The 23,889-nt window shown below is 70.9% G+C and carries 20 protein-coding genes; 14 read left to right on the plus strand and 6 right to left on the minus strand.

What is annotated here, in order from left to right; genetic code table 11:
- Positions 1–35 precede the first annotated feature (35 nt).
- Complete coding sequence (locus tag G4X40_RS06595; RefSeq protein ID WP_277831317.1) at positions 36–647, plus strand: CBS domain-containing protein; 612 nt, start codon at positions 36–38, stop codon at positions 645–647.
- Between the two features lie 55 nt (positions 648–702).
- A complete protein-coding gene (locus G4X40_RS06600) occupies positions 703–1,044 on the plus strand; it encodes a Rieske (2Fe-2S) protein (protein WP_277830999.1) in 342 nt (113 codons plus the stop codon).
- Between the two features lies 1 nt (position 1,045).
- Here the strand turns inward: G4X40_RS06600 and G4X40_RS06605 are convergent, their stop codons facing one another.
- Entirely contained in the window at positions 1,046–1,915 is an 870-nt protein-coding gene (locus G4X40_RS06605; protein ID WP_277831001.1) for a LysR family transcriptional regulator, read from the minus strand.
- An 85-nt stretch (positions 1,916–2,000) separates the two neighbouring features.
- Here G4X40_RS06605 and G4X40_RS06610 point away from each other — a divergent pair, with 85 nt between their 5' ends.
- Both G4X40_RS06610 and G4X40_RS06615 read left to right on the plus strand, forming a co-directional pair.
- A complete protein-coding gene (locus G4X40_RS06610) occupies positions 2,001–3,011 on the plus strand; it encodes a bile acid:sodium symporter family protein (protein ID WP_277831003.1) in 1,011 nt (336 codons plus the stop codon).
- 89 nt (positions 3,012–3,100) lie between these two features.
- Positions 3,101–4,501, plus strand: coding sequence for a glutamate decarboxylase (locus G4X40_RS06615; RefSeq protein ID WP_277831005.1), 1,401 nt, complete (start codon positions 3,101–3,103; stop codon positions 4,499–4,501).
- A gap of 39 nt (positions 4,502–4,540) precedes the next feature.
- Here G4X40_RS06615 and G4X40_RS06620 read toward each other — a convergent pair whose 3' ends face one another.
- Positions 4,541–5,404 carry an NAD-dependent epimerase/dehydratase family protein gene (locus tag G4X40_RS06620; protein ID WP_277831008.1) on the minus strand — a complete coding sequence of 288 codons (864 nt, stop codon included), beginning with the start codon at positions 5,402–5,404 and terminating at the stop codon, positions 4,541–4,543.
- On the minus strand, positions 5,404–6,009 hold the full coding sequence (locus tag G4X40_RS06625; RefSeq protein WP_277831010.1) for a YqgE/AlgH family protein: 606 nt from the start codon (positions 6,007–6,009) through the stop codon (positions 5,404–5,406). The genes G4X40_RS06620 and G4X40_RS06625 overlap by 1 nt, the downstream gene beginning before the upstream one ends.
- A 171-nt stretch (positions 6,010–6,180) precedes the next feature.
- On the opposite strand from G4X40_RS06625, the gene G4X40_RS06630 reads away from it, so the two are divergent.
- Positions 6,181–7,464, plus strand: a complete 1,284-nt coding sequence (locus G4X40_RS06630; protein WP_277831318.1) for an MFS transporter — start codon at positions 6,181–6,183, stop codon at positions 7,462–7,464.
- Between the two features lie 48 nt (positions 7,465–7,512).
- On the opposite strand, the gene G4X40_RS06635 is transcribed toward G4X40_RS06630, so the two are convergent.
- Complete coding sequence (locus G4X40_RS06635; RefSeq protein WP_277831011.1) at positions 7,513–8,103, minus strand: hypothetical protein; 591 nt, start codon at positions 8,101–8,103, stop codon at positions 7,513–7,515.
- A gap of 219 nt (positions 8,104–8,322) precedes the next feature.
- On the opposite strand from G4X40_RS06635, the gene G4X40_RS06640 reads away from it, so the two are divergent.
- The gene (locus tag G4X40_RS06640; protein WP_277831013.1) at positions 8,323–10,299 is read left to right on the plus strand and encodes a chloride channel protein; all 1,977 of its coding nucleotides are present in this window, start codon (positions 8,323–8,325) and stop codon (positions 10,297–10,299) included.
- Positions 10,300–10,323: 24 nt separating this feature from the next.
- Here G4X40_RS06640 and G4X40_RS06645 read toward each other — a convergent pair whose 3' ends face one another.
- The gene (locus G4X40_RS06645; protein WP_277831014.1) at positions 10,324–11,067 is read right to left on the minus strand and encodes an HAD family hydrolase; all 744 of its coding nucleotides are present in this window, start codon (positions 11,065–11,067) and stop codon (positions 10,324–10,326) included.
- An 81-nt stretch (positions 11,068–11,148) separates the two neighbouring features.
- Positions 11,149–12,600, minus strand: a complete 1,452-nt coding sequence (locus G4X40_RS06650; protein ID WP_277831015.1) for a CCA tRNA nucleotidyltransferase — start codon at positions 12,598–12,600, stop codon at positions 11,149–11,151.
- A 135-nt stretch (positions 12,601–12,735) separates the two neighbouring features.
- Between G4X40_RS06650 and G4X40_RS06655 the strand changes: the two genes are divergently transcribed.
- The 8 genes from G4X40_RS06655 to trxA all read left to right on the plus strand — a co-directional run bounded on the left by G4X40_RS06655 (position 12,736) and on the right by trxA (position 23,793).
- Positions 12,736–13,302, plus strand: coding sequence for an NUDIX hydrolase (locus tag G4X40_RS06655; protein ID WP_408642122.1), 567 nt, complete (start codon positions 12,736–12,738; stop codon positions 13,300–13,302).
- Positions 13,299–15,752 (plus strand): DUF6049 family protein, encoded by a 2,454-nt coding sequence (locus G4X40_RS06660; protein WP_277831016.1) that lies wholly within the window; start codon positions 13,299–13,301, stop codon positions 15,750–15,752. The genes G4X40_RS06655 and G4X40_RS06660 overlap by 4 nt, the downstream gene beginning before the upstream one ends.
- Positions 15,753–16,363: 611 nt before the next feature.
- Positions 16,364–19,984: a murein biosynthesis integral membrane protein MurJ gene (gene murJ, locus G4X40_RS06665; protein WP_277831018.1), complete on the plus strand. Its 3,621-nt coding sequence runs from the start codon at positions 16,364–16,366 to the stop codon at positions 19,982–19,984.
- 56 nt (positions 19,985–20,040) lie between these two features.
- Positions 20,041–20,622 carry an RNA polymerase sigma factor SigM gene (sigM, locus tag G4X40_RS06670; protein ID WP_277831019.1) on the plus strand — a complete coding sequence of 194 codons (582 nt, stop codon included), beginning with the start codon at positions 20,041–20,043 and terminating at the stop codon, positions 20,620–20,622.
- 64 nt (positions 20,623–20,686) lie between these two features.
- Entirely contained in the window at positions 20,687–21,427 is a 741-nt protein-coding gene (locus G4X40_RS06675) for a hypothetical protein (RefSeq protein WP_277831021.1), read from the plus strand.
- Positions 21,428–21,504: 77 nt separating this feature from the next.
- Positions 21,505–22,275, plus strand: a complete 771-nt coding sequence (locus G4X40_RS06680) for a TetR/AcrR family transcriptional regulator (RefSeq protein WP_277831022.1) — start codon at positions 21,505–21,507, stop codon at positions 22,273–22,275.
- 117 nt (positions 22,276–22,392) lie between these two features.
- Positions 22,393–23,424, plus strand: a complete 1,032-nt coding sequence (gene trxB, locus G4X40_RS06685; RefSeq protein ID WP_277831025.1) for a thioredoxin-disulfide reductase — start codon at positions 22,393–22,395, stop codon at positions 23,422–23,424.
- Positions 23,425–23,472: 48 nt separating this feature from the next.
- The gene (trxA, locus tag G4X40_RS06690; RefSeq protein ID WP_277831027.1) at positions 23,473–23,793 is read left to right on the plus strand and encodes a thioredoxin; all 321 of its coding nucleotides are present in this window, start codon (positions 23,473–23,475) and stop codon (positions 23,791–23,793) included.
- Positions 23,794–23,889: the final 96 nt, after the last annotated feature.

The raw sequence follows: 23,889 nt of genomic DNA on the forward strand, positions 1-23,889 counted from the left end.
TGCCACTGCTCGCGCGGATCCCGGTGACCGCGGCGATGGCCGCCCCCCGGTTGGTGCTCGACGCGCACGCGTCCGCCGCCGAGGCCGGGCGACTGGCCGGCGATGCCTCGGTACCGGGCGCGCCCGTCGTCGACGACGAGGGCCGGTACGTCGGTGTGTTCACCGCGGCCGACGGTGCGCCGGGCACGACCGGCACCGCCGGACACATGGCCGATCCGACCGTCGCGACGGTGGCGCTCTCGGCGAGCCTCTTCGAGGCCTTCGACGCGCTGCCCGACGGTCAGCACTGGCTCACGGTGCTCGACGACGATCGTCGCGTCCGCGGGATCATCGCGGTCGGCGACATCGTGCGGGCCTACCGCCGGGCCGCCGAAGTGGACAACATCCGGATCAACGCCGTCGCGAGCGACGCCGAACTGCTCGAGGTCCGGGTCGGCTCGGACTCACCGGTGCAGGGCCGCCGGCTCGACGAACGCCTCCTCCCGACCGGAACGCTGGTCGTCTCCGTCGCCAGGGACGGCACCGTGCTGCCCGCCGAGGCGTCGACGGTGCTCGGTGAGGGCAGTCTCGTCACCGTGCTCACCGCACCGGCACACCTCGAGCGGGTGCGGGTGTTGCTCTCGGGTTCGTCGAACACCTCCGGCTGAGCCGGTCCGGCGATACCGTCGAACCAGGACCGATCGCGACCAGGAGGCCATCCTCATGAGTCAGAAGATCTCCACCACCGACCTTCCCGACGGCGCCGTGATCGGGGTCGGCAAGTACGCGGTCGGCAACGCCGGCGGCGAGTACTTCGCGGTGAGCCGCAAATGCCGGCACCTGCGCGCCGACCTCGCGGACGGCAGCATCGACGACGACGGATGCCTGGTGTGCCCGTGGCACGGCGCCAAGTACGACGTCGCGACCGGGCACATGGTGCTCGGTCCGCAGGGGGTGTTCGCGAAGATCCCCGGGCTGGACGCGGCGGTCGAGGCACTGACGCGGCTCTGGCCGCTGCGCCGCGGCAGGCTCGAACAGCGCGGCGACGACCTGTATCTGAGCTGAACTATTCGGGCGTCTCGCCCTGGCCCAGGCGTACGTTATTGCCGCGGATCGCGTCCATCAACGCCCGCGCCGGGGCGGTCGGCGTGCTCTGCCGCGTCACCAGCACGAATTCGACCTCGCCGGGGTCGGGCAGGCCGAGTCGTCCGCCGACGGGCACCAGGTCGGCGGGCAGCAGCGACTTCGCGTGCACGATGTAGCCGAGCCCGGCCAGCACCGCCGCGCGCAGCCCCGCCCTGCTGTTGGCCAGGCAGGTCTGCCGGCTGGCCATGCGCGCCTGTTCGAGCGCGGCGAGCGCGCACTGCCGGGTGATGCTCGGCGTCGGGTACGACACGAGGGGCACCGGAGTGCTCGGATCCCAGGCGGCGTCGCGGGGTCCGGCCCAGACCAGCCGGTCGCGGTCGACGAGGTCGCCGTGCATCTCGCCGGGTCGTCGCATCACGAAGGCCAGGTCGAGCTCTCCGGCGCGCAACTGCGCGTGCACCTCCTTGCTCAAACCGACGGTCAGTTGCACGTCGACCATCGGGTGGCTACGGCGGAACTCGAGCAGGATCTGCGGCAGCCCCCGGGCGACCAGGTCCTCGGACGCCCCGAAGCGGAGGCGCCCGGCCAATGTCGACTCGGCGAAATAACGTTGCGCCTGGTCCTGGGCGTCGAGGATGGACCGGGCGAACCCGACCATCGCGGTCCCGTCGGCGGTCAGCTCGACGGTGTGGGTGTCACGCAGGAACAGCTCGCGCCCGACCGCCTTCTCGAGCCGCGCGATGTGACCGCTGACGGTGGATTGGCGCAGGCCGAGGCGCCGGGCCGCGGCCGTGAAGCCGCCGGACTGTTCCACGGCGAGGAAGCTGCGCAGCAGCACCGGATCGAACATGCCCACATGCCTATCATGAATCGTGATCGCCTTGAACATGGCGAACGGTTTTGATGATGGGTGCGGTCGCGGATACCGTTGATCTGTGCGTTTTCTCAGCAGGTTCTACATCGACGGGTTCATCCTGTCGATCCTCGGCATGGTCGTTCTGGCCAGCGTGCTCCCAGCACACGGCAGCGGCGCCGAGGTACTGGACTGGGCTGTCAAGATCGCGATCGGGCTGCTGTTCTTCCTGTACGGCGCCCGGCTGTCGCCCCAGGAGGCGTTCGAGGGGGTCCGCCACTGGCGGCTGCACTCGGTGGTGCTGGCCGCCACGTTCGTGCTGTTCCCGCTGATCGGCCTGGCGCTGCGGATCCTCGAGCCCACGATCATCTCCGACGACCTGTACAAGGGCATCCTGTTCCTGTGCCTGGTCCCGTCGACCGTGCAGTCGTCGATCGCGTTCACGTCGATCGCGAAGGGCAATGTCGCAGCGGCGATCGTCAGCGCGTCGTTCTCGAACCTGATCGGCGTGTTCCTGACCCCGCTGCTGGTCATCCTGCTGATGGACACCACCGGGCAGGCCAAGGTCGACGCGTCGTCGATCCTCGACATCGTCCTGCAGTTGCTGGTGCCGTTCCTGGTCGGCCAGTTGGTGCGGCCGCTCATCTCCGATTGGCTCACACGGCACGCGGCGCCGACCAAGCTCGTCGACCGTGGATCAATCCTGCTGGTCGTGTACTCGGCATTCAGCGAGGGGATGAACGAGCACATCTGGTCGAGCACCTCGGTGTGGCAGATCCTGACGGTGGTCGGGGTGTGCATCGCGATCCTCGCGGTCGTGCTGGCGGTCACCGCGTTCGCCGGCCGGTCGCTGGGATTCTCGTGGCCGGACCGGATCGTGATCATCTTCTGCGGCTCGAAGAAGTCCCTGGCGTCGGGTCTGCCGATGGCGACGGTGCTGTTCGCCGGCCACTCGGTCGGGCTGATCGTGCTGCCGCTGATGATCTTCCACCAGATCCAGTTGGTCGTGTGCGCGGCGCTGGCGCAGCGTTTCGCGAAGAAGTCCGGCGAACTCGAGCTGCAAGCGCAGGCGCAACCGCAAACCGCGGGCTGACACCCTGTGCGGCGTCGAACAGCGCCCCGGCCGGGCCGTTACTGGCTACCGTTGGTCACGACCAACCACACCGATGCCCGGAGGTAGTCGTGGCCACATCGCGCAAAGCCGACTCGTACCGCTATGCGAAGGGCACCATCGCCCCCGCGTACACCGGTCGCCTGGGGACCGAGAAGATCCCGGCGCTGCGCCTGCCCGACGCCGAGATGGACCCGGAGGCCGCATACCGGTTCATCCACGACGAACTGATGCTCGACGGCAGCTCGCGGCTCAACCTCGCCACCTTCGTCACCACGTGGATGGACCCCGAGGCCGAGAAGATCATGTCGGAGACGTTCGACAAGAACATGATCGACAAGGACGAGTACCCGATCACCGCCTCGATCGAATCACGTTGCGTGGCAATCGTGGCGGACCTGTTCCACGCGCCGGGGCTGTCCGAGTCCGATCCGTCCAGCGCGACCGGCGTCTCGACGATCGGCTCCAGTGAGGCGGTCATGCTGGCCGGACTCGCCCTCAAGTGGCGCTGGCGCGAGGCACGCAAGGCGGCAGGCAAGGATGCCGCGCGGCCGAACTTGGTGCTGGGCAGCAACGTTCAGGTGGTCTGGGAGAAGTTCTGCCGCTACTTCGAGGTCGAGCCGAAGTACCTGCCGATGGCGCAGGGCCGCTACACGATCACCCCCGAGCAGGTGCGTGAGGCCGTCGACGAGAACACCATCGGCGTGGTGGCCATCCTGGGCACCACCTTCACCGGCGAGTTCGAGCCGATCGCCGAGATCGCTTCCGTACTCGACGAACTCGCGTCGTCCGGCGGACCCGACGTGCCGGTCCACGTGGACGCCGCCAGCGGCGGATTCGTGGCGCCGTTCATCCACCCGCACCTGCGGTGGGACTTCCGGGTACCCCGGGTGGTGTCGATCAACGTGAGCGGCCACAAGTACGGATTGACCTATCCCGGAATCGGTTTCGTGCTGTGGCGCTCGCGTGAACACCTCCCCGAGGAGCTGGTGTTCCGGGTCAACTACCTCGGCGGCGACATGCCCACGTTCACGCTGAACTTCTCCCGGCCCGGCAATCAGGTCATCGGCCAGTACTACAACTTCCTGCGGCTGGGCCGGGCCGGCTACACGCACATCATGTCGGCGCTGCGCGACACCGCGGTGTGGCTGGGGGAGCAGATCGCGAAGATCGAGGGCCTGCAGCTGATCAGCGACGGCACCGCCATCCCGGTGCTGGCCTTCGAACTGGTCGACGACCCGGGCTTCACGGTCTTCGACATCTCGCACGAGCTGCGCGCGGAGGGCTGGCAGGTGCCCGCCTACACGATGCCCGCCGACGCCGAGGACGTCGCGGTGCTGCGGATCGTGGTGCGCGAGGGCTTCAGCGGCGACCTCGCCCGGTTGCTGCGCGACACCATCGACACGGTGTGCACCCGACTGCGCGAGCAGAAGGTCCGGCCGCAGTCGCACGCAAGCCACTTCGCGCACTGAGGCCGCCGTGCGTGAGTTGCGGGGCCGCGACCCCGCAACTCACGCACGGCGAGAGGGTCGCCAGCCGGTGGCCTCGGTGAACCGCGCGCTCGACACGCGCTGCGAGCGCCCCATCGGGCCGCCCAGCCACCCGGGGATCAACCGCAGCCGGTCGCGACCGACGCGCCGGGCGTAGTCGGCCGCCCACTGCGCCCGGGTCAGCGGCTCGTCGGCCACGTTGTACAGACCCGCGGGTGCGCGCAGCGCCGCCACCACCGCCGTCCCCACGTCGGCCAGCGCCAGCGGCGCGACATACGCGTCCGCGCGCCCCGGTATCGCGAACCATCCACGGCGGGCGACGGATTCGATCATCGCGGTGAGCGGGTCGTCGCCGTGGATCATGCCGAACCGCAACGCCACGCCGACCCCGCCGCTGCGGGTGAACCTGCGCGCGTGCTCCTCCGCGGCCAGGTTCGCCCGCATCGGGCCCGGTGCGGCGACCGCACTGTCCTCGTCGAGCAGGCGGTCGCCGCCGTCGCGGTAGACCATGGTCACGGTGTCGCGCACGATCCGCGGGACCGCGCACTCCAGGCACGCGTCGACCACTTGCCCCATCGCGGTGTCGCGCACCTTCCGGTACTGCGCGAGCGCCCCGAGGGTGCGCAGCGAGGTCGGCAGCGCGACCCGCAGGTCGATCACCGCGTCCGCCCCGTCGACGATCGCCCGCAGCAGCGTCTCGTCGGCCGCGATGTCGCCGTCGTGCCAGGTCACCCGCGGATCCGCGGACCGCTGCGGGCGCCGACTGTGCGCGGTCACCCGATACCCGGCGTCGAGCAGTCGGGGCAGCGTCGCGCGACCGGTCACCCCGGCGGCGCCGAGCAGGACCACCCGGCCCGCGGCGGATGCGGGACCGTCGTCCGCCATCAGTTGCGCTCCAGGTCGATCGGGTGGGTCGCGAGCATCGCCAGCGGCATCGCCTGCCGGCGCAGCACCCGCGACCACAGGTCCACCCGCGGCGGCACGACCACGTCGGATGGCAACGACGAGAAGACCATCCAGTCACTGCGCGCCAGTTCGCCGTCGAGTTGCCCGACGGTCCAGCCCGCGTACCCGGCGAACACCCGGACATCGGCGAGGTACGGCGCGAGCAGATCGGGGTCGGTGTCCAGGTCGATCATCACCGTGCGGCCCTCGACCCGGCGCACGCCTGCCACGTCCTCCGCGTTCATCCCGGAGCGCAGCACCCCGAGGCAGATCGCGGCGTCCTCCTTGACGGGACCGCCGATGTAGATCGCCTTGGGCTTCGACACGATCTCCGACCACCGCGGCAACACGTCGCGCAACGCGGTCTCACTGGGCCGGTTGAGGACCACGCCCAGGCTGCCGGCATCGTTGTGTTCGATGACGTAGACGACGGTGCGGCGGAAGGTCGGTTCGACGAGATCCGTCGACGACACGAGCAGGCTCCCAGGCCGAACCGTCTGCGCGGCCGGGACCGCGCTGTCTTCGGGACCCTCGGGGAACGCCACTCTCACATCATGGCACCACCTGGGCGTCCGGACACCGAGGACGCGATTCGCCGGTGGCACACCGCCGATGGTTTCGGCGCGATCCTCCCCGCCTGCCCGAATGCCGCCGACCGGATTTGTAGGGTGCACACCGTGGGACGCGCGCGCGAGTTGTCCGCCCGGCTCTCGGCGATGCTGCGCCGGTCGCCGGGCCTGACCCGGCTGCTGCTGGTCAAGCTGATCGGGCAGTTCGGCGACGGCATGTTCCAGTCCGCGCTCGGTGGTGCGATCCTGTTCAACCCTGAACGGCACGCGGACCCCGCGGCGATCGCAGCCGGTTTCGCGGTGCTGCTGCTGCCCTACTCGGTGATCGGCCCGTTCGCCGGCGCCCTGCTCGACCGGTGGGACCGCCGCGCGGTGCTGCTGTGGGCGGGCCTGCTGCGCGCCGGGTTCATCCTCGCCACCGCGGTGCTGCTGGGTGTCGGGGCGAGCACCGACGGTGTGCTGTTGCTCGCGCTCGCGGCCGTCGGGGTCAGCCGCTTCGTCGCGGCCGGCGTGTCCGCCGCGCTGCCGCGGGTCGTCGAACCGCGGTTGCTGGTGGTGACCAACTCGGTGCTCGCGACGGTCGGGTCGGGTTGCGCGGCGGTGGGGGCGGCAGGTTCCGTGCTGATCCTGTCGCTCGCCGGGAGCAGCGATGTGAGTTCGGCTGTCGCGGTGACGATCTCCTCGGCGGGAACGCTGGTCAGCGCGCTGGCGGCCGCCGGATTCACCCGCCGCGTCCTGGGCCCGGACGAGCCCGGCTCAACGCGGGTGGCGGCGGCGCTGCGGGCGGTGGCCGCGGGGTTGGGCCGCGGTGCGGTCGCGGTCTGGCGGTCGCCGGGGGTGACCGCGGTGATGACGGGCATCGGCGCGCACCGCATCGTGTTCGGCGTCGACACCCTGGTGATGGTGCTGATCCTGCGCGGTCCGACGGCACCCGGCACCGAACTGCCCAGCGGGCTGGCCGGATTCGGTGTCGCGGTCAGCGCCGCGGCCGCCGGCATGCTGGTGGCGGCCGTGGTCACCCCGATGGTCATCCCGCTGATCGGGCGCACCCGCACGGTCGTCGTCGGGCTCGTCGTCGCGCTGGCGGTGCAGTGGGGTCTCGTCGTCTCGCTGACCCACGCCAAGCTGCTGGCGGCGGCGTTTCTGCTGGGCCTGGCCGGCCAGGTGATCAAGCTGACCGGCGACGCGGCGATGCAGATCGAGATCCCCGATATCCGCCGCGGTCAGGTGTTCGCCCTGCAGGACACCGTGTTCAATGCGGCGTTCGTGCTGTCCATCGCGGTCGCGGCCTCGCTGCTGCCCCCGGACGGACGGTCGGTCGCGGTGGTCTTCGCGGCGGGCGGTTGCTACGCCCTCGCACTGGTGGCGATCGGACTGAACTCGCTGCGCGCGGACGCCGGGGCGTCCGGCGGGCGGTTAGGGGAGCGGTGACCCGCTGATCCGGCGGCGGTGAGCGGGCGCCTCCGGCCCGCACCATCGTCACCGCGAGTCGACCGGCGCGGCCCGGTCCAGGCGGCCGTCACCGTCGGTGTCCTCGAGCCGTGTGTCGAATGTTCCGTCGCCGTCGCCGTCCACCAGCAGCGCCGCGCGGCCGCCGTGGTCCGGTTCGATCACCTGAACACGCGGCGAGGGCGCCGGGTGTGCGGCCGGCGGTGCGGGGGCGGGCGCGGACGACGGAGAGGGCGGCTGTTCGGGCGCCGACGGGGGAGGAGCGGGAGCCGGCGCCGGGGGAGCGGACAGTTGGTGACTCCACGTCCCGTCGTGGGCGGGGTCGGAGTACCAGTGGTCCGGCGTGCCGTCGTCGTCGAGGTCGAGCGCGACGATGTCCGCGGTGCCGTCGTGATCGCTGTCCCACGGTGCGTCGTCGACGATGCCGTCCCCGTCGAAGTCCAGCCCGACCGCGTCGGCGACCCCGTCGCCGTCCAGGTCGAGGTCGGCGGCGCTGTGCCACGTGCTCACCGCACCGTCGCCGGTCCCGAAGATGTAGCCGATCGTCTCCACGTGTGCTTGGACGCGGCGACCGGCCGGGACGTTCCCCGGCGCGGCCCGGCAACGTGATGCTGGCAACATTGCATGACAGCAAACCTTGCGATACTGGATACTTGCTTAAAGCAAGACCTGCTTTCTCGATCAACTTGCGACCTTGGCATCATGACCCGGGTGCCGGCCGTGAACTCGCATCCGCCCGCCGGCGTCGACGGCGCCGCCGCGCGATCACGCGCGTTCCAACGGCCGACCCGGATGCCTCCACGACCATCTCGAACCGAAAAAAGCAAAGGACACCGACCCGTGAGGCAGACCCGCCGACTGTTCCCGCAACTGGACGCCAAGATCAGCGGGGACACCACACCCTCCCGGATGTGGCTGCTCTCCGGGGTTGCGGTGGTGCTCGGCTGTGTGGGCGGCGGCGCGGCCGTCCTGCTGTTCCACCTCATCGGGTTCATCACCAACCTGACGCTGCTGCACCGCATCGGCTGGGACATGCCGGACCTGCGCGACTACCACCCGACGCCGTGGATCATCCTCACCGCGGTCGGCGGCGCGTTCCTGGTGTCGCTGCTGGCGGTGTGGGCGCCGGTGATCCGCGGCCACGGCATCCCCGAATCGCTCGAGGCCATCCTGATGCGTGACAGCAAGATCAAGCCGCGCGCCGCAGTCGCCAAGCCGCTGTCCGCCGCCATCACCATCGGCACCGGCGGACCGTTCGGCGCCGAGGGACCGATCATCGTCACCGGCGGATCGATCGGCTCGCTGATCGGCCAGTTCCTCACGGTCTCGCCCTCCGAACGCAAGATCATGCTGGCCACCGGCGCGGCCGCCGGTATGGCCGCGACGTTCAACGCCCCGCTCGCCGCGGTGATCCTGGCCGTCGAGGTGCTGCTGTTCGAGCGGTCGCTGCGCACGATCGTGCCGCTGTCGATCGCCACCGCGATCGCGGCGGGCATCCACATCGTGGCGTTCGGCGGCAAGCCCCTGTTCGAGATGGCCCCGGACCTGCACGTCAGCCTCGCCCACCTGCCGCTGTTCGCCCTGGTCGGTCTGGTCGGCGGCGCACTGGCGGTCGTGCTCAGCAAGGGCCTGTTCGCGATCGAGGCGGCCTTTCGGAAGCTGCCGCTGAACATCTTCTGGTGGCCGCTGCTCGGTGCGCTCGCCTTCTCGGTGATCGGCCTGATCGAGCCGCGCACGCTGTCGATGGGCTACGCCTGGATCACCGACACCCTGCAGGGCCAGCTCACCGTGGGTTCGCTCGCGGTGCTGCTGGTCGCCAAGCTGGCCTCCTGGTGGATCTCACTGGGCTCGCAGACCTCCGGCGGCACGCTCGCGCCGATGTTCCTGATCGGCGCCACCTCCGGCGCACTGCTCGGTCACGGCATGAACAGCCTGTTCCCGTCACTGCACGCGTCGATCCCGGCCTTCGCGCTGGTGGCGATGGCCGCGACGTTCGGCGCGGCGGCCAAGGCCATGCTCACGTCGGTCGTGTTCGCCATGGAGGTCACCGGCGAGTACCGGATGATCGTCCCGCTGCTGATCGGGGTGGCGGTCGCCGAGCTCGTCGCACAGCTGTTCCTGTCCGACCGCCTCATGACCGAGAAGCTCGGCCACCGCGGCCTGCGGGTCGACTTCGGCACCGAGGTGGACGCCCTGCGGATGCGGGTCGCCCACCACATCATGCGCACACCGGCGTTCCTGCCGTCGAACCTGAGCGCGGGAGCCGCCGTCGACACCCACCTCGACCCCGAGGCGCCGACGATGGCCGTTGTCGACGACCACGGTGCGTACCTGGGCATGGTCAATCTCGCCGAACTGGACGAGACGGCCGCCGAGACGCCGCTCGTGCACCTGCTCGACAGCACCGCCGCACCGATCGACGCCCACGACCACCTCGGCACGGCGCTCGCGCACCTCACCGACAGCGGGATCGACACGCTCGCGGTCGTCGACGACGACGGCAAGGTCGTCGGGCAGCTGCACCGCTCCGACATCGCCGCCGAGCGACACCGTCACATGACCGAACGCGAAGCGCTCCAGCCGGGCTGGGCCCAGGCGCTGCGGCGACGCGGAAACGGCCACCCGCGCGACGATCGGCCGACGGTGGAACACGCCGCCGGATCACCCCGCCGACACCTGCCGGCCACGCCGCACCCGCTCCCGTCCCGCTCCGCCGGACATCCGCCGCAGAGCGGCCGCTCGGCGCGCCCGCCGGTGGGCGGCAGGGCCGAGCGCCGGTCCGACAAGGCCAAGTCCAAGAAGGCACCGACCAGCTGACACGCGCCGGTAGCCGGCGGCGCGTCAGCCCGTCACGGGGTCGCTGCGCAAACCCAGGCGGTCGGGCAGATCGGTGAGCCGTTCGATGCGGAGCACCGACCGGTCCGCGTCCGGCGACGGTCCACCGGTGACGAAGTCGATACCCCGGTCGAGCCAGACACCGGCGAGTCCGGCGTCGTCCGCCGCGTGCACATCGCTGCTCAGCATGTCGCCCACGTTGACCGCGCGGCCGGGGCCCGTCCGCAGCCACCGGCAGGCCGCGGCGTAGGCGGCGGGCTTGGCCGCACCGAGCTCGGTCGGGGTCAGGACGGCCTCGAAGTGGCCGAGCAGGCCGAATCGTGCGAGTTTGGCCCGCTGCTGCCCGGGATCGCCGTTGGTGAGAACGGCCAGGCGCGGCCCGCGGGGGAGCCGTCTCAGCGCCTCCAGGCACGGCTGTACGTCGGGGTAGCACCGCCACGACGCCGCGAGCACCGGCAGGTAGCGCTCGGCGATCCAGGCGTCGAGCAGGTCCGGGCTGTCGGGAACCGGCTCGCCGAGCGCAGGTAGGAAGCCGCGGAGCCGGCGGCGGTGATGCTCGGCGAAGGAGCACCCGCCGGCGAGGTATTCCCGCATGTGACGCGCCTCCAGCGTCCACCACAACTGCGCCAGTTCGTCCGGCGGAACCGTCGCGTTCGGCGCATCGTCGACGATGTGGCCGATCGCGTCGAAGACCGCACGTCGGTGATCGACGAGGGTCCCGTCCAGGTCGAAGAAGATCACGTCCGCCACGAGATGATCATCTCGTGGCGCGGACGCCGGCAACGGGAGGGCCGGCCCAAGCCGACGCATGTTTCCCGTGAAACAACCGGTTCAGTCCTTCTGGGACGCCCACCACGCGAGCAGCTCCTGCTCGGCGTCCTTGCGCGAGAGGGGCCCACGGTCCAGTCGCAGCTCTTTGAGGAACTTCCACGCCTCGCCCACCTGAGGGCCCGGCGGCAGCCCGAGCAGCTCCATGATCGCGTTGCCGTCGAGGTCCGGGCGCACCCTGGCCAGGTCCTCGGCGGCGGCGATGGCGTCGATGCGGCGCTCGAGATCGTCGTAGGTGGCCTGCAGCGCCGCCGCCCGCCGCTTGTTGCGGGTGGTGCAGTCCGCGCGGACCAGCTTGTGCAGTCGCGACAGCAGCGGTCCGGCGTCGTGCACATACCGGCGCACCGCAGAATCGGTCCACTGTCCCTTGCCGTAGCCGTGGAAACGCAGGTGCAGGAAGACCAGCTGGGCCACGTCGTCGACCATCTGCTTGGAGTACTTCAGCGCCCGCATCCGCTTGCGGACCATCTTCGCGCCGACCACCTCGTGGTGGTGGAAGCTGACCCCGCCGCCGGCCTCGTTGCGCTTGGTGTCCGGCTTCCCGATGTCGTGCAGCAGCGCGGCCCACCGCAACACCAGGTCGGGGTCGCCGTCCTCGAGGTCCATCGCCTGCTGCAGCACCGTGAGCGAATGCCGGTAGACGTCCTTGTGCTGGTGATGCTCGTCGATTTCGAGCTTCATCTCCGGCACCTCGGGCAGCACGATCTGCGCCAGTCCGGTCTCGCACATCAGGTCGATGCCGTCGATCGGGTGCGGGCCCAGGATCAGCTTGTCCAGTTCGGCGCGCACCCGTTCGGCCGTGATGCGCCGGATCTCGTCGGCCATGTCGACGATCGCCTGGTGCACCCGCGGCGACACCGTGAAGCCGAGCTGCGCGACGAACCGGGCCGCCCGCAGCATCCGCAGCGGATCGTCGTGGAAGGAGTCCTCGGGCAGCCCGGGGGTGTCGAGGACGCCGCCCAGCAGGTCGTCCATGCCGTTCATCGGGTCGACGAACTCCTGCGACCCGTCGGCGCCGATGCGGACCGCCATCGCGTTGACCCGGAAGTCGCGGCGGACCAGGTCCTCCTCGAGCGACTCGCCGTAGGACACCTGCGGGTTGCGTCCGATGCGGTCGTACTCGTCGGACCGGAAGGTGGTGATCTCGATCTGCTGGTCGTCCTTGACCGCGCTGACCGTGCCGAAGGCGATCCCGGTGTCCCATTGGGCGTCGACCCAGCCGGACAGGATCTGCTGGACCTCCTCCGGCGGCGCATCGGTGGTGAAGTCGAGGTCCGTCCCCAGCCGTCCGAGGACCGCGTCCCGCACACTGCCTCCGACCAGGTACAACTCGTGACCGGCCAGCGCGAAACGCTCACCGAGCGGGGTCAGCACCTCGGACAGGTGCCCGAGCGTCACCGCGGCACTGGCCAGCAGACGAACGCGACGGTCGTCGTCGTGAGTAGGGGAAGCCACGACTGTGCAGCTTACCGAGCCGCGGCCGCACCCGAGCACGCTCGACCGGGGTCCGAAACTCCTCGTTCCCGAGCGGGGTGACGGGTCCGGCGCGGTAACCCGGATCGGCGCGTTGTGCCAGCTACCATCGCTAAGGTGTCTCCTGCTGAATCCACGAACAGCGGACGTCGCTCGCGACGCCCGACGCGTTCGGGCTCCGGCACCGGCAAGCGGATGCGCACCGTGCAGGAGACCTCCGCCGGCGGACTCGTGGTCAGCGGCCTGGGCGGGCCGCTCGAATCGCTGCGAGCCGCGCTGATCGGCCGCACCGACCGTCGCGGGCGGCTGCTGTGGTCCCTGCCGAAGGGACACGTCGAACAGGGCGAGACGGCCGAGCAGACCGCCATGCGCGAGGTCGCCGAGGAAACCGGCATCGAAGGCAAGGTGCTCGCCGAGCTGGGCAGCATCGACTACTGGTTCGTCACCGAGGGCCGCCGCGTGCACAAGACCGTGCACCACTATCTGCTGCGTTATCTGGGCGGCGAACTGTCCGACGAGGACTACGAGGTCACCGAGGTGGCCTGGGTGCCGTTGCGCGAACTGCACTCGCGACTGGCGTATGCGGACGAGCGGCGGCTCGCCAAGCGCGCCGAGGACCTCATCGCCGACATGGACCCGGCCGCCACCGCCGATCCACCCGGTGGGGATACTGGCGAGCGATGAGAGCTCGGTCCACGCTGCCCCGGATCTGGCGCCCGCTGCGTCGCCCGGCCGCGGCGGTGGCCGTCGCCGCCGCCGTCTGCGTCTTCCCCACCGCCTTCCCGGCCACGGTTCCCGACGCGCACGCCGCAGGTGTCGTTGCCGCCGACACCGCCGCGCTGTCACGGTCGGAGACCTCCGGACCGTCCAAGGACGCGCACAGCGCAAGATTCCTGTCGCTGTCGATCGATCGCGTGACCCCCGACTCGGTGACCAGCGCGAGCGACCCGATCGTGTCGGTCGCGGGCACCGTGTCGAATGTCGGCGACCGGCCGGTGTCCGACATCGCGGTCCGGATCCAGCGCGCGGCCGCGGTCAGCAGTGCCGCCGGGCTGCGCACCTCGCTGGGGATGGACCAGAGCAACTACGAGATCGCCGGTGCCTTCAAGACGGTGTCCAAGGAACTGACCCCCGGTCAGCGGGCCGGGTTCACGCTGACGATGCCGCTGCGGTCGCTGACCGGGGCGTCGCTGAACATCACCAAGCCGGGCGTCTACCCGATGCTGGTCAACGTCAACGGCACCCCGGACTACGGCGGACGGGCGCGTCTCGACGACGAGAAGTTCCTGCTTCCCGTGCTGGGCGTCCCCGCCGACCCGACGGCCACCGATCCGACCGGCACCGCGGCGCAGCCGGTCGTGCCGTCGACCACGCACCCGGTGCCGGTCACGATGCTCTATCCGATCGCCGCACCGCCGAAGCTGGCCGCGGGCACACCGGCCGGCGGTCAGCCGATCCGCCTGATCGACGACTCGCTGGCCACCTCCCTGACCCCGGCCGGGCGGCTCGGCGGGCTGCTCTCGGCGCTCTCGTTCGCGACCGGTCCGACCGTCGACGCGGACCACAAGCTGGCGTCCGGGGTGTGTTTGGCCGTCGACCCGGACCTGCTGGTCACGGTCAACGCGATGACCCAGGGCTATCGGGTGGCCGAGCATCCCGCCGACCCGACCGGACCGACCCGGGCCGGGACCGGTCAGCAGGCGGCGCGGGACTGGCTCGCCCAGTTGCGTGGTCTGGCGGGCAAGATGTGCACGACGTCGCTGCCGTTCGCGCAGGTCGACCTCGACGCGCTGGCCCGGGTCGGCGCGCCGGGCCTGACCACCGACGCGCTCGCCTCGCCCGCGGTGATCGTCGACAAGATCCTCGGCATCTCCTCGGTGCGCGGATTGACCTGGCCCGACTCCGGGGCACTGAGTTCCCCCGCGGCAACCATGGTCGCCTCGCTGGGCCAGTCGACCGCGCTGCTCGCCGCCGATGCGGTGCAGACGAGCGGCGCCGGCGGCCCGCCGCCCACCGGTCGACTCGGTGGCGACGACGGCGGTCTGTCGGTGGCGCTGTTCGACGTGCCCGCGGCCGATGCGCTGGCGGCGACGGGCGCGCAGATCCAGACTCCGGACTTCACGCCCGCGCGGGAGCGCCTGGACCTGTCCGACGACTCGCGTACCGCCAGGCTGCAGGACGCGCTCGGCGCGATGGTCTGGCCCGCGTTGGGCGGGGAGGGGGAGTCGGGCTCGTCCGGGACAGCCCAGTCGGCCGGCGCGCCGACGGCGCGGCGGGCGGTCGTGCTGGCCCCGCCCCAGGTCTGGACGGTCGACGCCGACGAGGCGTCGGCGGTGCTGACGACCCTGTCGACGCTGATCCGGTCGGAGCTGGCCACACCCCGGCCGCTGGCGGCGGTGCTGGCCGAGGCCGCGGCGCCCGGCGGCCCGCGGCTGTCCCTCGACGAACCCGACCACGAGGGCGTGCCCGATGCGATCACCGACCGCGCGTCCAACCAGCTGCCGCGGATCGACTCGCTGACCGCGATGGTCGTCGACGATCCGCAGGCGACGATCTCCCCGCAGGGCTACACCGCACCGCTCAACGAGGACGTGCTGCGCGCGATCACCGACGCGGGACGCAACATGGGTGATCCGAAACCGGCGGACCAGGTCGCCGACGACCGGGTGCGGGCGCTCACCTCCGCGTTGGACGCCCAGTTCGCCGCGGTCACCGTGCTGGCTCCGGGATCGATCTACACGCTCGCCTCGTCGCAGAGCCCGCTGCTGTTGGTGGTGCGCAACGACCTGCCGGTCGCGGTCCAGGTCAAGCTGCAGATCGAGGCACCGTCGGGGGTGCACATCACCGATGTGGGCCTGCAGCAACTGCCGCCCCGCGGCACCCGCCAGCTGCAGATCCCGGCCGAGGTCAGGTTCAGCAGGCAGCTGAACCTGCGGGTCCAGCTGACCACACCGGCCGGCCGGCCGTTGGGTGAACAGATCCACGTCACGATCCACTCGAACGCCTACGGCAATGCCATGACCATCGTCACTGCCGGCGCCGGTGGTTTGCTGCTGCTGCTCGCAGGCCGGAGACTATGGCATCGGTTCAAGGGACAACCTGACCCCGCTGACGAAGGGCACGAGGCACCATGACGGGCACACCGGACGAGCGCGACGGGCGGATGCCCCCGGCCGACCCGGCGCGGCGGCCCGGCGCGGGTCCGGAACGGTCCGGCCCGCCCGTTCCACCTCGGTCGCGGCCCGATCAACAGTGGCCTAATCAACAGTGGCCTGAGCAGGCCCGGCCAGAGCAACCACGCCCCGACCGGCCGGCCCGCCCCGATCAACCGTCGGGGTATCCCGACGACCGACCCCGCTACCGACGGCAGGGACCGCCCCCGCCCGAGTACCGTCCGGACCCCCGATCCGGCGGCTTCCCGCCCCCGACCGGTCCACGCCAGGTCCCGCCTCGCAGAGTTCCCCCCGGTCCCGTTCCCCCCGGTCCCGTCCCGCCCGGCCGTGTTCCCCCGGGGCGGGTCCCACCGCGACCGGGTCCGCCGCCCACCGGGGCACGACCGGTGCCGCCGATACCGGGTCGACCGCCCACCGGGCCGCTGCCGGCCGGTCAGCGGCCCACGCCGCCTCCGCACACCGGCCCGCGGCCCGTACCCCCGCAGCAGCGACCCCTGCCGCCGCGCGCGCCGCGGCCCGTACCTCCGCAACTGCCCCCGCTGAGCGGTCCGGGCTCCGAACGTCGCGCCGGGGTGCCCGACGCCACCGGACCGGGGCCGGCCGGGTATGCGTACCCCGAACCCCGCTACGCCGAGCCCCGGTTCACGGGCGAGCCGCGGGACCGGTCATGGCCGCCGGCGCAGCGCGTCGCCCCGGCCCGTGTCGAGCCGCCACCGCAACCGGTCGACGACGACAGCGAGGAGAGCGTGCTCGCGTCGACCGGTTCGATGGCCATCGCCACGCTGATCAGCCGCATCACCGGCTTCTTCCGGATCCTGCTGATGGCCGCAGTCCTCGGTGGCGGGCTGGCCAGTGCGTTCAACGTCGCGAACACGCTGCCGAACATGATCTCCGAGTTGGTGCTCGGGTCGGTGCTGTCTGCGATCGTCGTGCCGGTGCTGGTGCGCGCAGAACGCGAGGACGACGACGGCGGCACCGCGTTCGTCCGGCGGCTGCTGACCGTCTCGATCACCATCCTGGGCTTGGCCACGTTGGCCTCGGTGGCCGGCGCACCCCTGCTGACCAGGCTGATGCTCGGCGACGGCAAGGTCAACGAGTCGCTGTCGACGGCGTTTGCGTACTTCCTGTTGCCGCAGATCCTGTTCTACGGCCTGGCCGCGTTGTTCACCGCGATCCTCAACACCCGGTCGGTGTTCAAACCCGGCGCCTGGGCACCGGTGACGAACAACATCGTCGCGATCGCGGTGCTGGTGCTGTATTTCGTGATGCCCGGCGAGATCTCCCTGGACCCGGTCCAGATGGGCAGCCCGAAGCTCATCGTGCTGGGCGTCGGCACCACGCTCGGCGTGGTCACCCAGGCGCTGGTGCTGGTGCCCGCGCTGCGCCGGCAACAGATCAGCCTGCGACCGCTGTGGGGCATCGACGCCCGGCTCAAGCGTTTCGGCGGGATGGGCCTGGCCATCGTCCTGTACGTGCTGATCAGCCAGGTCGGCCTCGTGGTCACGACCAATGTGGCGTCCCAGGCGGACGCCTCCAGCCCGGCGATCTACTCGTTCGTCTGGATGCTGCTGCAGGTACCGTACGGCGTCCTCGGCGTCACCCTGCTCACGGCGATCATGCCGAAGCTCAGTCGCGACGCGGCGGCCGACGACACCCCCGCGGTCGTCGACGGGCTCACCAGCGCGACCAAGCTGACGATGGTCGCGCTGGTCCCGATCATCGTCTTCATGACCCTCGCCGGACCGACCATCGGCGAGGCGCTGTTCGCCTACGGCAATTTCGGCGCCGACGACGCCCACCGGCTGGGCCTGACGCTGAGTTGGTCCGCGTTCACGCTCATCCCGTACGCGTTCGTGCTGCTGCACCTGCGGGTCTTCTACGCACGCGAACAGGCCTGGACGCCGACCTTCATCATCATCGGCATCACCGCGGTCAAGATCGTGCTGTCGCTGCTGGCGCCGATGCTGGTCCCCGCCAACCAGGTGGTGGTCGCGCTGGGCACCGCCAACGGCCTCGGCTTCGTGGCCGGCGCGCTGGTCGGCGGCATGCTGCTCAAGCGCAGTCTGGGCGACCTGCACCTGGCCAATGTCGGTCGGACCGTGGGCATCGTGATCGGGTCCTCCCTCGCCGGCGGCGTCGTCATGCTGGTGCTCGACGCCGTGCTGCAGTTGCATTCGCTGACCACCTCGTTCGGCGGGCTGGGCGCGGTCGCGCGGGTCGTCGTCGACGCCGTCCTGATGCTGGGCGTGACGTTCCTGGTGCTGCGCAAGTTCAAGGTCCCCGAGGTCGTCGCCGTCACCGTGGCCGTCGGACGCCTCGTCGCGAAGCTCCGCGGGCGTCCGGCGCCCGAGTCCGCGGGCACCGAGGCAGCCGGCCAACCCGCGGGAGCCCCGACCGGCCGTAACCCGGTCCCGTACGCTGAAGCGCGACGTGTGGACACCGGCCGGTTCGACCGGCCCACCTATCCCGGAAGGGGCGCCATTGTGAGTGACAGCGATGCTGCCGCAGCGAATCCGACAGGCGCGCAGCAGGCATCGAACACTCGCCCCGATCCGGACGCTCCCCGCGCGCCTCGCAGGCACGTTCCCGACCTCATGGTCGACACCGGTGTGCTCCCGCTCGGCGCCATGCCGCCGATGCGCGCCTCCGGCCCCGGCGACGCCCCCCGCCGCCCTGTTCGCGGCCCCCGCCTGATCCCGGGTGCCGCCGTGGCCGGCGGACGCTACCGCCTGCTCGCGCACCACGGCGGCGCGAACGGGCTCCAGTTCTGGCAGGCCGTCGACACCAAACTCGACCGCGAGGTCGCGTTGACCTTCGTCGACGCGGACCAGCAGTTCACCGGACCGGACCGCGCCGAGGGACCGCAGGCCGTGCTGTCGCGCACGCTGCGGCTGGGTCGGATCAACTCGAACGGCCTGGCGCGGGTGCTCGACGTCGTGCGCGGCAGCTCCGGCGGCATCGTGGTCGCCGAGTGGACACCGGGCAGTTCGCTGCGCGAGGTCGCGGCCACCTCGCCCTCGCCGCTGGGTTCGGCGCGGGCCGTCCGCGCGCTGGCCGCGGCGGCCGAGTCGGCCCACCGCGCCGGCACCGCGCTGTCGATCGATCACCCCGACCGCATCCGGATCAGCTCGGACGGCGCCGCCGTGCTCGCGTTCCCCGCCTCGCTCGCCGACGCCGACCAGTCGACCGACGTTCGCGGGCTCGGCGCCACCCTGTACGCCCTGCTCACCGACGAATGGCCGCTGGAGGACAAGTCGGCGGTCGACGGTCCGCCGGTGACGGTCGGCGGGATGAAGCAGGCACTGCTCGATCCGAAGGGACTGCCCACCGAGCCCCGCAAGGTCCGCCCGGAGATCCCGTTCGAGATCTCCGCGGTCGCGATGCGATCGATCCAGGGCGACAGCGGAATCCGTACCGCGGCAACCGTGCAGCACGTGCTCGACCAGGCGTCGGTCGTCGACCAGAAGACCGACCTGATGCACGCGGCCACCGGCGCGCCGGCGGGCGGTCCCGCACCGGAGGGCCCCACCGAACGCACGCCCGGAGACCAGGCCAAGCGCAAGCGGATGATCATCTCGCTGTCGGTGCTGGGCGTGGCTGTGCTGATCGTCCTGGGCTTCGTCGTCCAGCAGCTCACCGGCATCTTCGGCGCGAACGACTCCAGTCCGCTGCCCGACCAGAACATCGGCTTGACGACCTCGCCGGCGCCCACGAGCGTGGCACCGTCGCCGACCGCACCCGCCCCGCCGTCCAAGGTGGTGATCCCGGCACTGTCGGCGTCGGTGTTCTCACCGCAGGGCACACCCGACGACGCGTCCGGCGCAAAGCTCGCGATCGACGGCAACCCGTCGACGACGTGGAGCACCGACCAGTACTACCAACCCTTCCCCGCTCTCAAGAACGGCATCGGACTGATGGTCACGCTCAAGCAACCGACCAAGCTGATCAGTGTCGGCGTCGAATCCCCCAGTCCCGGAACACGTGTCGAGATCCGCAGCGCGCCGTCGGCCGACGCCACCCTGGACCAGACGCAGGTCATCGGCTCGCAGGTCCTGGGCAACGGGCACACCGAGATTCCGGTGCAGTCGGATCAGACGACGCGCTACGTGCTGGTGTGGATCACCGCGCTGGGCAAGGCCGACGGTCAGAACCAGTCGAAGATCGGCGATCTGACCTTCACCGGCGCCGCCTAGCCGAGCGATAGACCGGTATCGGACCCGGTCGATCATGGTGTGGGTTAGTCTGCGCCATGCGCTTGATTGGGGGGCAGGCCGAGGGACCGCCGAGCGACGCGGACCTGTTGGCCGCGCACGTGCGCGGCGACCGATACGCCTTCGCGGAGTTGATGGCCCGGCACCAGGACCACCTGTGGCAGGTCGCCCGCCGCACCAGTTACAGCACCGAGGACGCAGCCGACGCGCTGCAGGAGGCGATGCTCTCGGCCCATCGCAGTGCCGCGAACTTCCGGGCCGACGCCGCGGTGCGCAGCTGGCTGCACCGGATCGTCGTCAACGCGTGCCTCGACCGGATCCGACGGAACAAGGCCCGCCCACAGGTCACCGAACTGGTCGCCGACGGCGGACGGGACGAGCCGGTCGACGTCCGGAATCGGTACGACGAGTTCGACACCGCGATGCTGATCGAACAGGCGCTGGTCACCCTGCCGCCAGAACAGCGCGCCGCGATCGTCGCCGTCGACGTCGAGGGGCTTGGGGTCGCCGAGGCGGCGCGGCTGCTGGGCGTCGCCGAGGGCACCGTCAAGAGCCGGCGCTCGCGTGCCCGTCTCCGGCTCGCCGAAGCGCTCGGCCATCTGAAGGAGGCACGCGAGTGAGGGAACCGATCACCGACTGCGTGCGTCCAAGATCATCAAGAGGAGTGACCGGAGGGGAGGCCCGATGAGCGAACGACCCGACCTGTTGGGTCTCGAGCCGCCGTTTCCGGCCGAGTTGCTCGCCGACCTGCACGCCGGTGTGCTCCCGGACGACGTCGCCGACCGTCTCTGGCCGCAGGTCCACGCCGACCCGGCGGCCGAGCAGGTGATCGGCGCGCTCGACACCGTCGCGGCCGATCTGCATCGCCTGGGCGCCGACGAGACGGGTCCCGCTCCCGAGCCGATCCCCACGGAGGTTGCCGCGCGGATCCAGCGTGCCCTGCTCGACGAGCCGATCCGCCCCGCCGTCACCGATATCCGCAGCCGACGCCGACGCCGGGTGCTGGCCGGCGGCGCCGTCGCCGCGGCCGTCGCTGCGGTGCTGGCAGTGGTCGTCGGCATCGACCACTCCCGGTCCCCGAATCCGGTCGTGGCGGCCCCGCCCGTGTCGATCAAACCGGCCGGGAACACTGTCGACCTGGGCAACGACCTGTCGGCCGCCGGGGCGCTGCGCTTCCGCGGCGAGGCCGACCTGGGGCGGCTCACGGATCCCGCGGCGCGGGGGGAGTGTCTGCGCGCCAACGGGCTGTCGCCGGACGCCCCGGTGCTGGGCTCCGCTTCTGTGCTGATCCGGGGTGTGCACGGGACCCTGCTGCTGCTGCCCGGTCCGCGACCGCCGGCGCTGACGGCGTTGGTCGTCGGCGACCGGTGCGGTCAGTCCGGCACCACCGATGCCCTGGCCGTCAAGCAGATCGGCGGGCCGTGAGCATCGACGGTGCCCGAGCGACGCCGGTCGGCTCGTCGGTCCCGGAAATGCCGCGCGGAACACGTACCGTTGGGCAGATGTCGACCTCAGGACGATCCGCCGATTCGATGGCCACCGGGACCGACCCTGCGGCCTCCTCGGCGGTCCCGGTGGCCGCAGAGTCGGAGATACCCGGGGAGGTACCCGGGCCGGCGCGGCGGCGGCGCGGTCGCAAGCCCAGTGTCACCCTGGACCAGATCTCGGCAGCGGCACTCGACGTCGGCTTCACCTGCATGACGATGTCGGCGGTCGCCGAGCATCTCGGCGTCAACCACGCCACGCTGTACCGCTACGTGGACGGGAAGTCCGATCTGGTCCTGCGGGCGGTGGACCGGGCTCTCGTCGACGCGCCGGTCGACCTGGCGATATCCGGCTGGCGGGAACTGCTTCGCGAGACCGCGCTGGTGATCTGGCGGACCCTCGCCAAATACCCGGGGATCGCCACCGAACTGTCGGCGGGCGCCATGCCGAAGTCCATGTTCGAGCGTGCCAACCTGATCATGGAACGCCTGATGGGCATGGGCTTCACCTCCCAGTCCGCGATCACCGCGGTGGAGATGGTGTTCGACGCGGTGATCGGCAACCGGCGCAACATCGAACAGGTCGAGGGCTCCATCCCCGGTTCGACCATGCCCGACCGGCGCAGCCTCGAGGAACTGTGGGAGCCGGCCGGATCGACCGGCGTGGTCGGCCATGCGATCCGCACGGCCGCACACGATGCGCTCTACGACGATCCCGCCGAGCGTTTCCGGCAGAAGCTCGAGATCATCCTGTCCGGCATCGCGGCCGAACTCGCGCCGCCGACCTGACCAGGCGGGCCGCGGGAACAACACGCTTTAGTCTGTTGTTGACGCAGTAACACTTCGACACGTCCCTCCTGGCCTCCGGGAGGGATTCGAACGAGTATCCGAGACCGAGAGGCCTGTATGAGCACCCCGACCGAGTTGTCGAACACCAGCACCGATGCCACCGGCGGCGACACCGTTCACGACCTGATCATCGTGGGCTCGGGTCCGGCCGGGTACACCGCAGCGATCTACGCCGCGCGGGCCCAGCTCTCGCCGGTGGTGTTCGAGGGCACGCAGTTCGGTGGCGCGCTGATGACCACGACCGAGGTGGAGAACTTCCCCGGCTTCCGCGAGGGCATCATGGGCCCCGAGCTGATGGAGGAGATGCGCGAGCAGGCCAAGCGTTTCGGCGCCGACCTGCGGACCGAGGACGTCGAGGAACTCGAGCTCACCGGTGCCGTCAAGACCGTCGTCGCCGGCGGCGAGACCTACCGGGCGCACGCCGTGGTCCTCGCGATGGGCGCGGCGGCGCGCTACCTCGATGTCCCCGGCGAGCAGGCACTGCTCGGGCGCGGCGTCAGCGCCTGCGCCACCTGCGACGGGTTCTTCTTCAAGGGGCAGGACATCGCCGTGATCGGCGGTGGCGACTCCGCGATGGAGGAGGCCACGTTCCTGGCCCGTTTCGCCAGCTCGGTGACCATCGTGCACCGGCGCGAGGAGTTCCGTGCGTCCCGGATCATGCTCGAGCGCGCCAAGTCCAACGACAAGATCCGCTTCGTGACCAACGCCAAGGTCGTCGAGGTCCTTGGCGAGACCGGCGTGACCGGGCTGCTCCTGGAGGACACGGTCAGCGGGGAGCAGAGCACCCTGCCGGTGACCGGCATGTTCGTCGCCGTGGGCCACGACCCTCGCAGCCAGGCGGTCAAGGGCCAGGTGACCACCGACGAGGACGGGTACGTCCAGGTGCAGTCGCCGTCGACGGCGACCTCGCTCGACGGTGTCTTCGCCGCCGGCGACCTGGTCGACAGGCACTTCCGTCAGGCGATCACCGCGGCCGGCACCGGTTGCTCCGCCGCCATCGAGGCCGAGCGCTGGCTCGCCGAGCGCGGAGAGGCCAGCGTGACGCTCACCCCGGCGTCGCACACCGATCAGCCCCTCGTCGGCGCCTGACCTGCGGCGCAGCACCGTAACGTTCACCCACCGCAAAGGAGTTCACCTATGTCCACCATCACGGTCACCGACGCGTCCTTCCAAGAGGACGTCCTGGGCAGCGACAAGCCCGTACTCGTCGACTTCTGGGCCACCTGGTGCGGGCCGTGCAAGATGGTGGCGCCGGTCCTCGAGGAGATCGCGGCCGAGAACTCGGAGAAGCTCACCATCGCCAAGGTGGACATCGATGCGAACCCCTCGGTGCAGCGTGAATTCCAGATCATGTCGATCCCGACGATGATCTTGTTCTCGGGCGGCAAGCCGGTCAAGCAGATCGTGGGCGCCAAGCCGAAGGCCGCGATTCTCAAGGAACTCGCCGAGGTCCTGTAGCCTCCGGAGGTCCCCTCGGTCGCATCGCCCCTGCCTGCACACATCGGGCGTGGCTCTGCGACAATCGTCGCAGCGGCTCGGTCCCGGTACCGCGCC

This window comes from Speluncibacter jeojiensis (assembly GCF_029589495.1).
Classification (GTDB): domain Bacteria; phylum Actinomycetota; class Actinomycetes; order Mycobacteriales; family Mycobacteriaceae; genus Speluncibacter; species Speluncibacter jeojiensis.

Bases quoted from the DNA above. Each gene is read 5' to 3' on its own strand.
- trxA (WP_277831027.1), top strand. From the start codon at position 23,473: ATGTCCACCATCACGGTCACCGACGCGTCCTTCCAAGAGGACGTCCTG.
- G4X40_RS06660 (WP_277831016.1), top strand. From the start codon at position 13,299: ATGAGAGCTCGGTCCACGCTGCCCCGGATCTGGCGCCCGCTGCGTCGC.
- G4X40_RS06600 (WP_277830999.1), top strand. From the start codon at position 703: ATGAGTCAGAAGATCTCCACCACCGACCTTCCCGACGGCGCCGTGATC.
- G4X40_RS06680 (WP_277831022.1), top strand. From the start codon at position 21,505: ATGTCGACCTCAGGACGATCCGCCGATTCGATGGCCACCGGGACCGAC.
- trxB (WP_277831025.1), top strand. From the start codon at position 22,393: ATGAGCACCCCGACCGAGTTGTCGAACACCAGCACCGATGCCACCGGC.
- G4X40_RS06605 (WP_277831001.1), bottom strand. From the start codon at position 1,915: ATGTTCGATCCGGTGCTGCTGCGCAGCTTCCTCGCCGTGGAACAGTCC.
- G4X40_RS06675 (WP_277831021.1), top strand. From the start codon at position 20,687: ATGAGCGAACGACCCGACCTGTTGGGTCTCGAGCCGCCGTTTCCGGCC.
- G4X40_RS06630 (WP_277831318.1), top strand. From the start codon at position 6,181: ATGCTGCGCCGGTCGCCGGGCCTGACCCGGCTGCTGCTGGTCAAGCTG.
- G4X40_RS06595 (WP_277831317.1), top strand. From the start codon at position 36: ATGGCCGCCCCCCGGTTGGTGCTCGACGCGCACGCGTCCGCCGCCGAG.
- G4X40_RS06620 (WP_277831008.1), bottom strand. From the start codon at position 5,404: ATGGCGGACGACGGTCCCGCATCCGCCGCGGGCCGGGTGGTCCTGCTC.
- G4X40_RS06635 (WP_277831011.1), bottom strand. From the start codon at position 8,103: ATGTTGCCAGCATCACGTTGCCGGGCCGCGCCGGGGAACGTCCCGGCC.
- sigM (WP_277831019.1), top strand. From the start codon at position 20,041: ATGCGCTTGATTGGGGGGCAGGCCGAGGGACCGCCGAGCGACGCGGAC.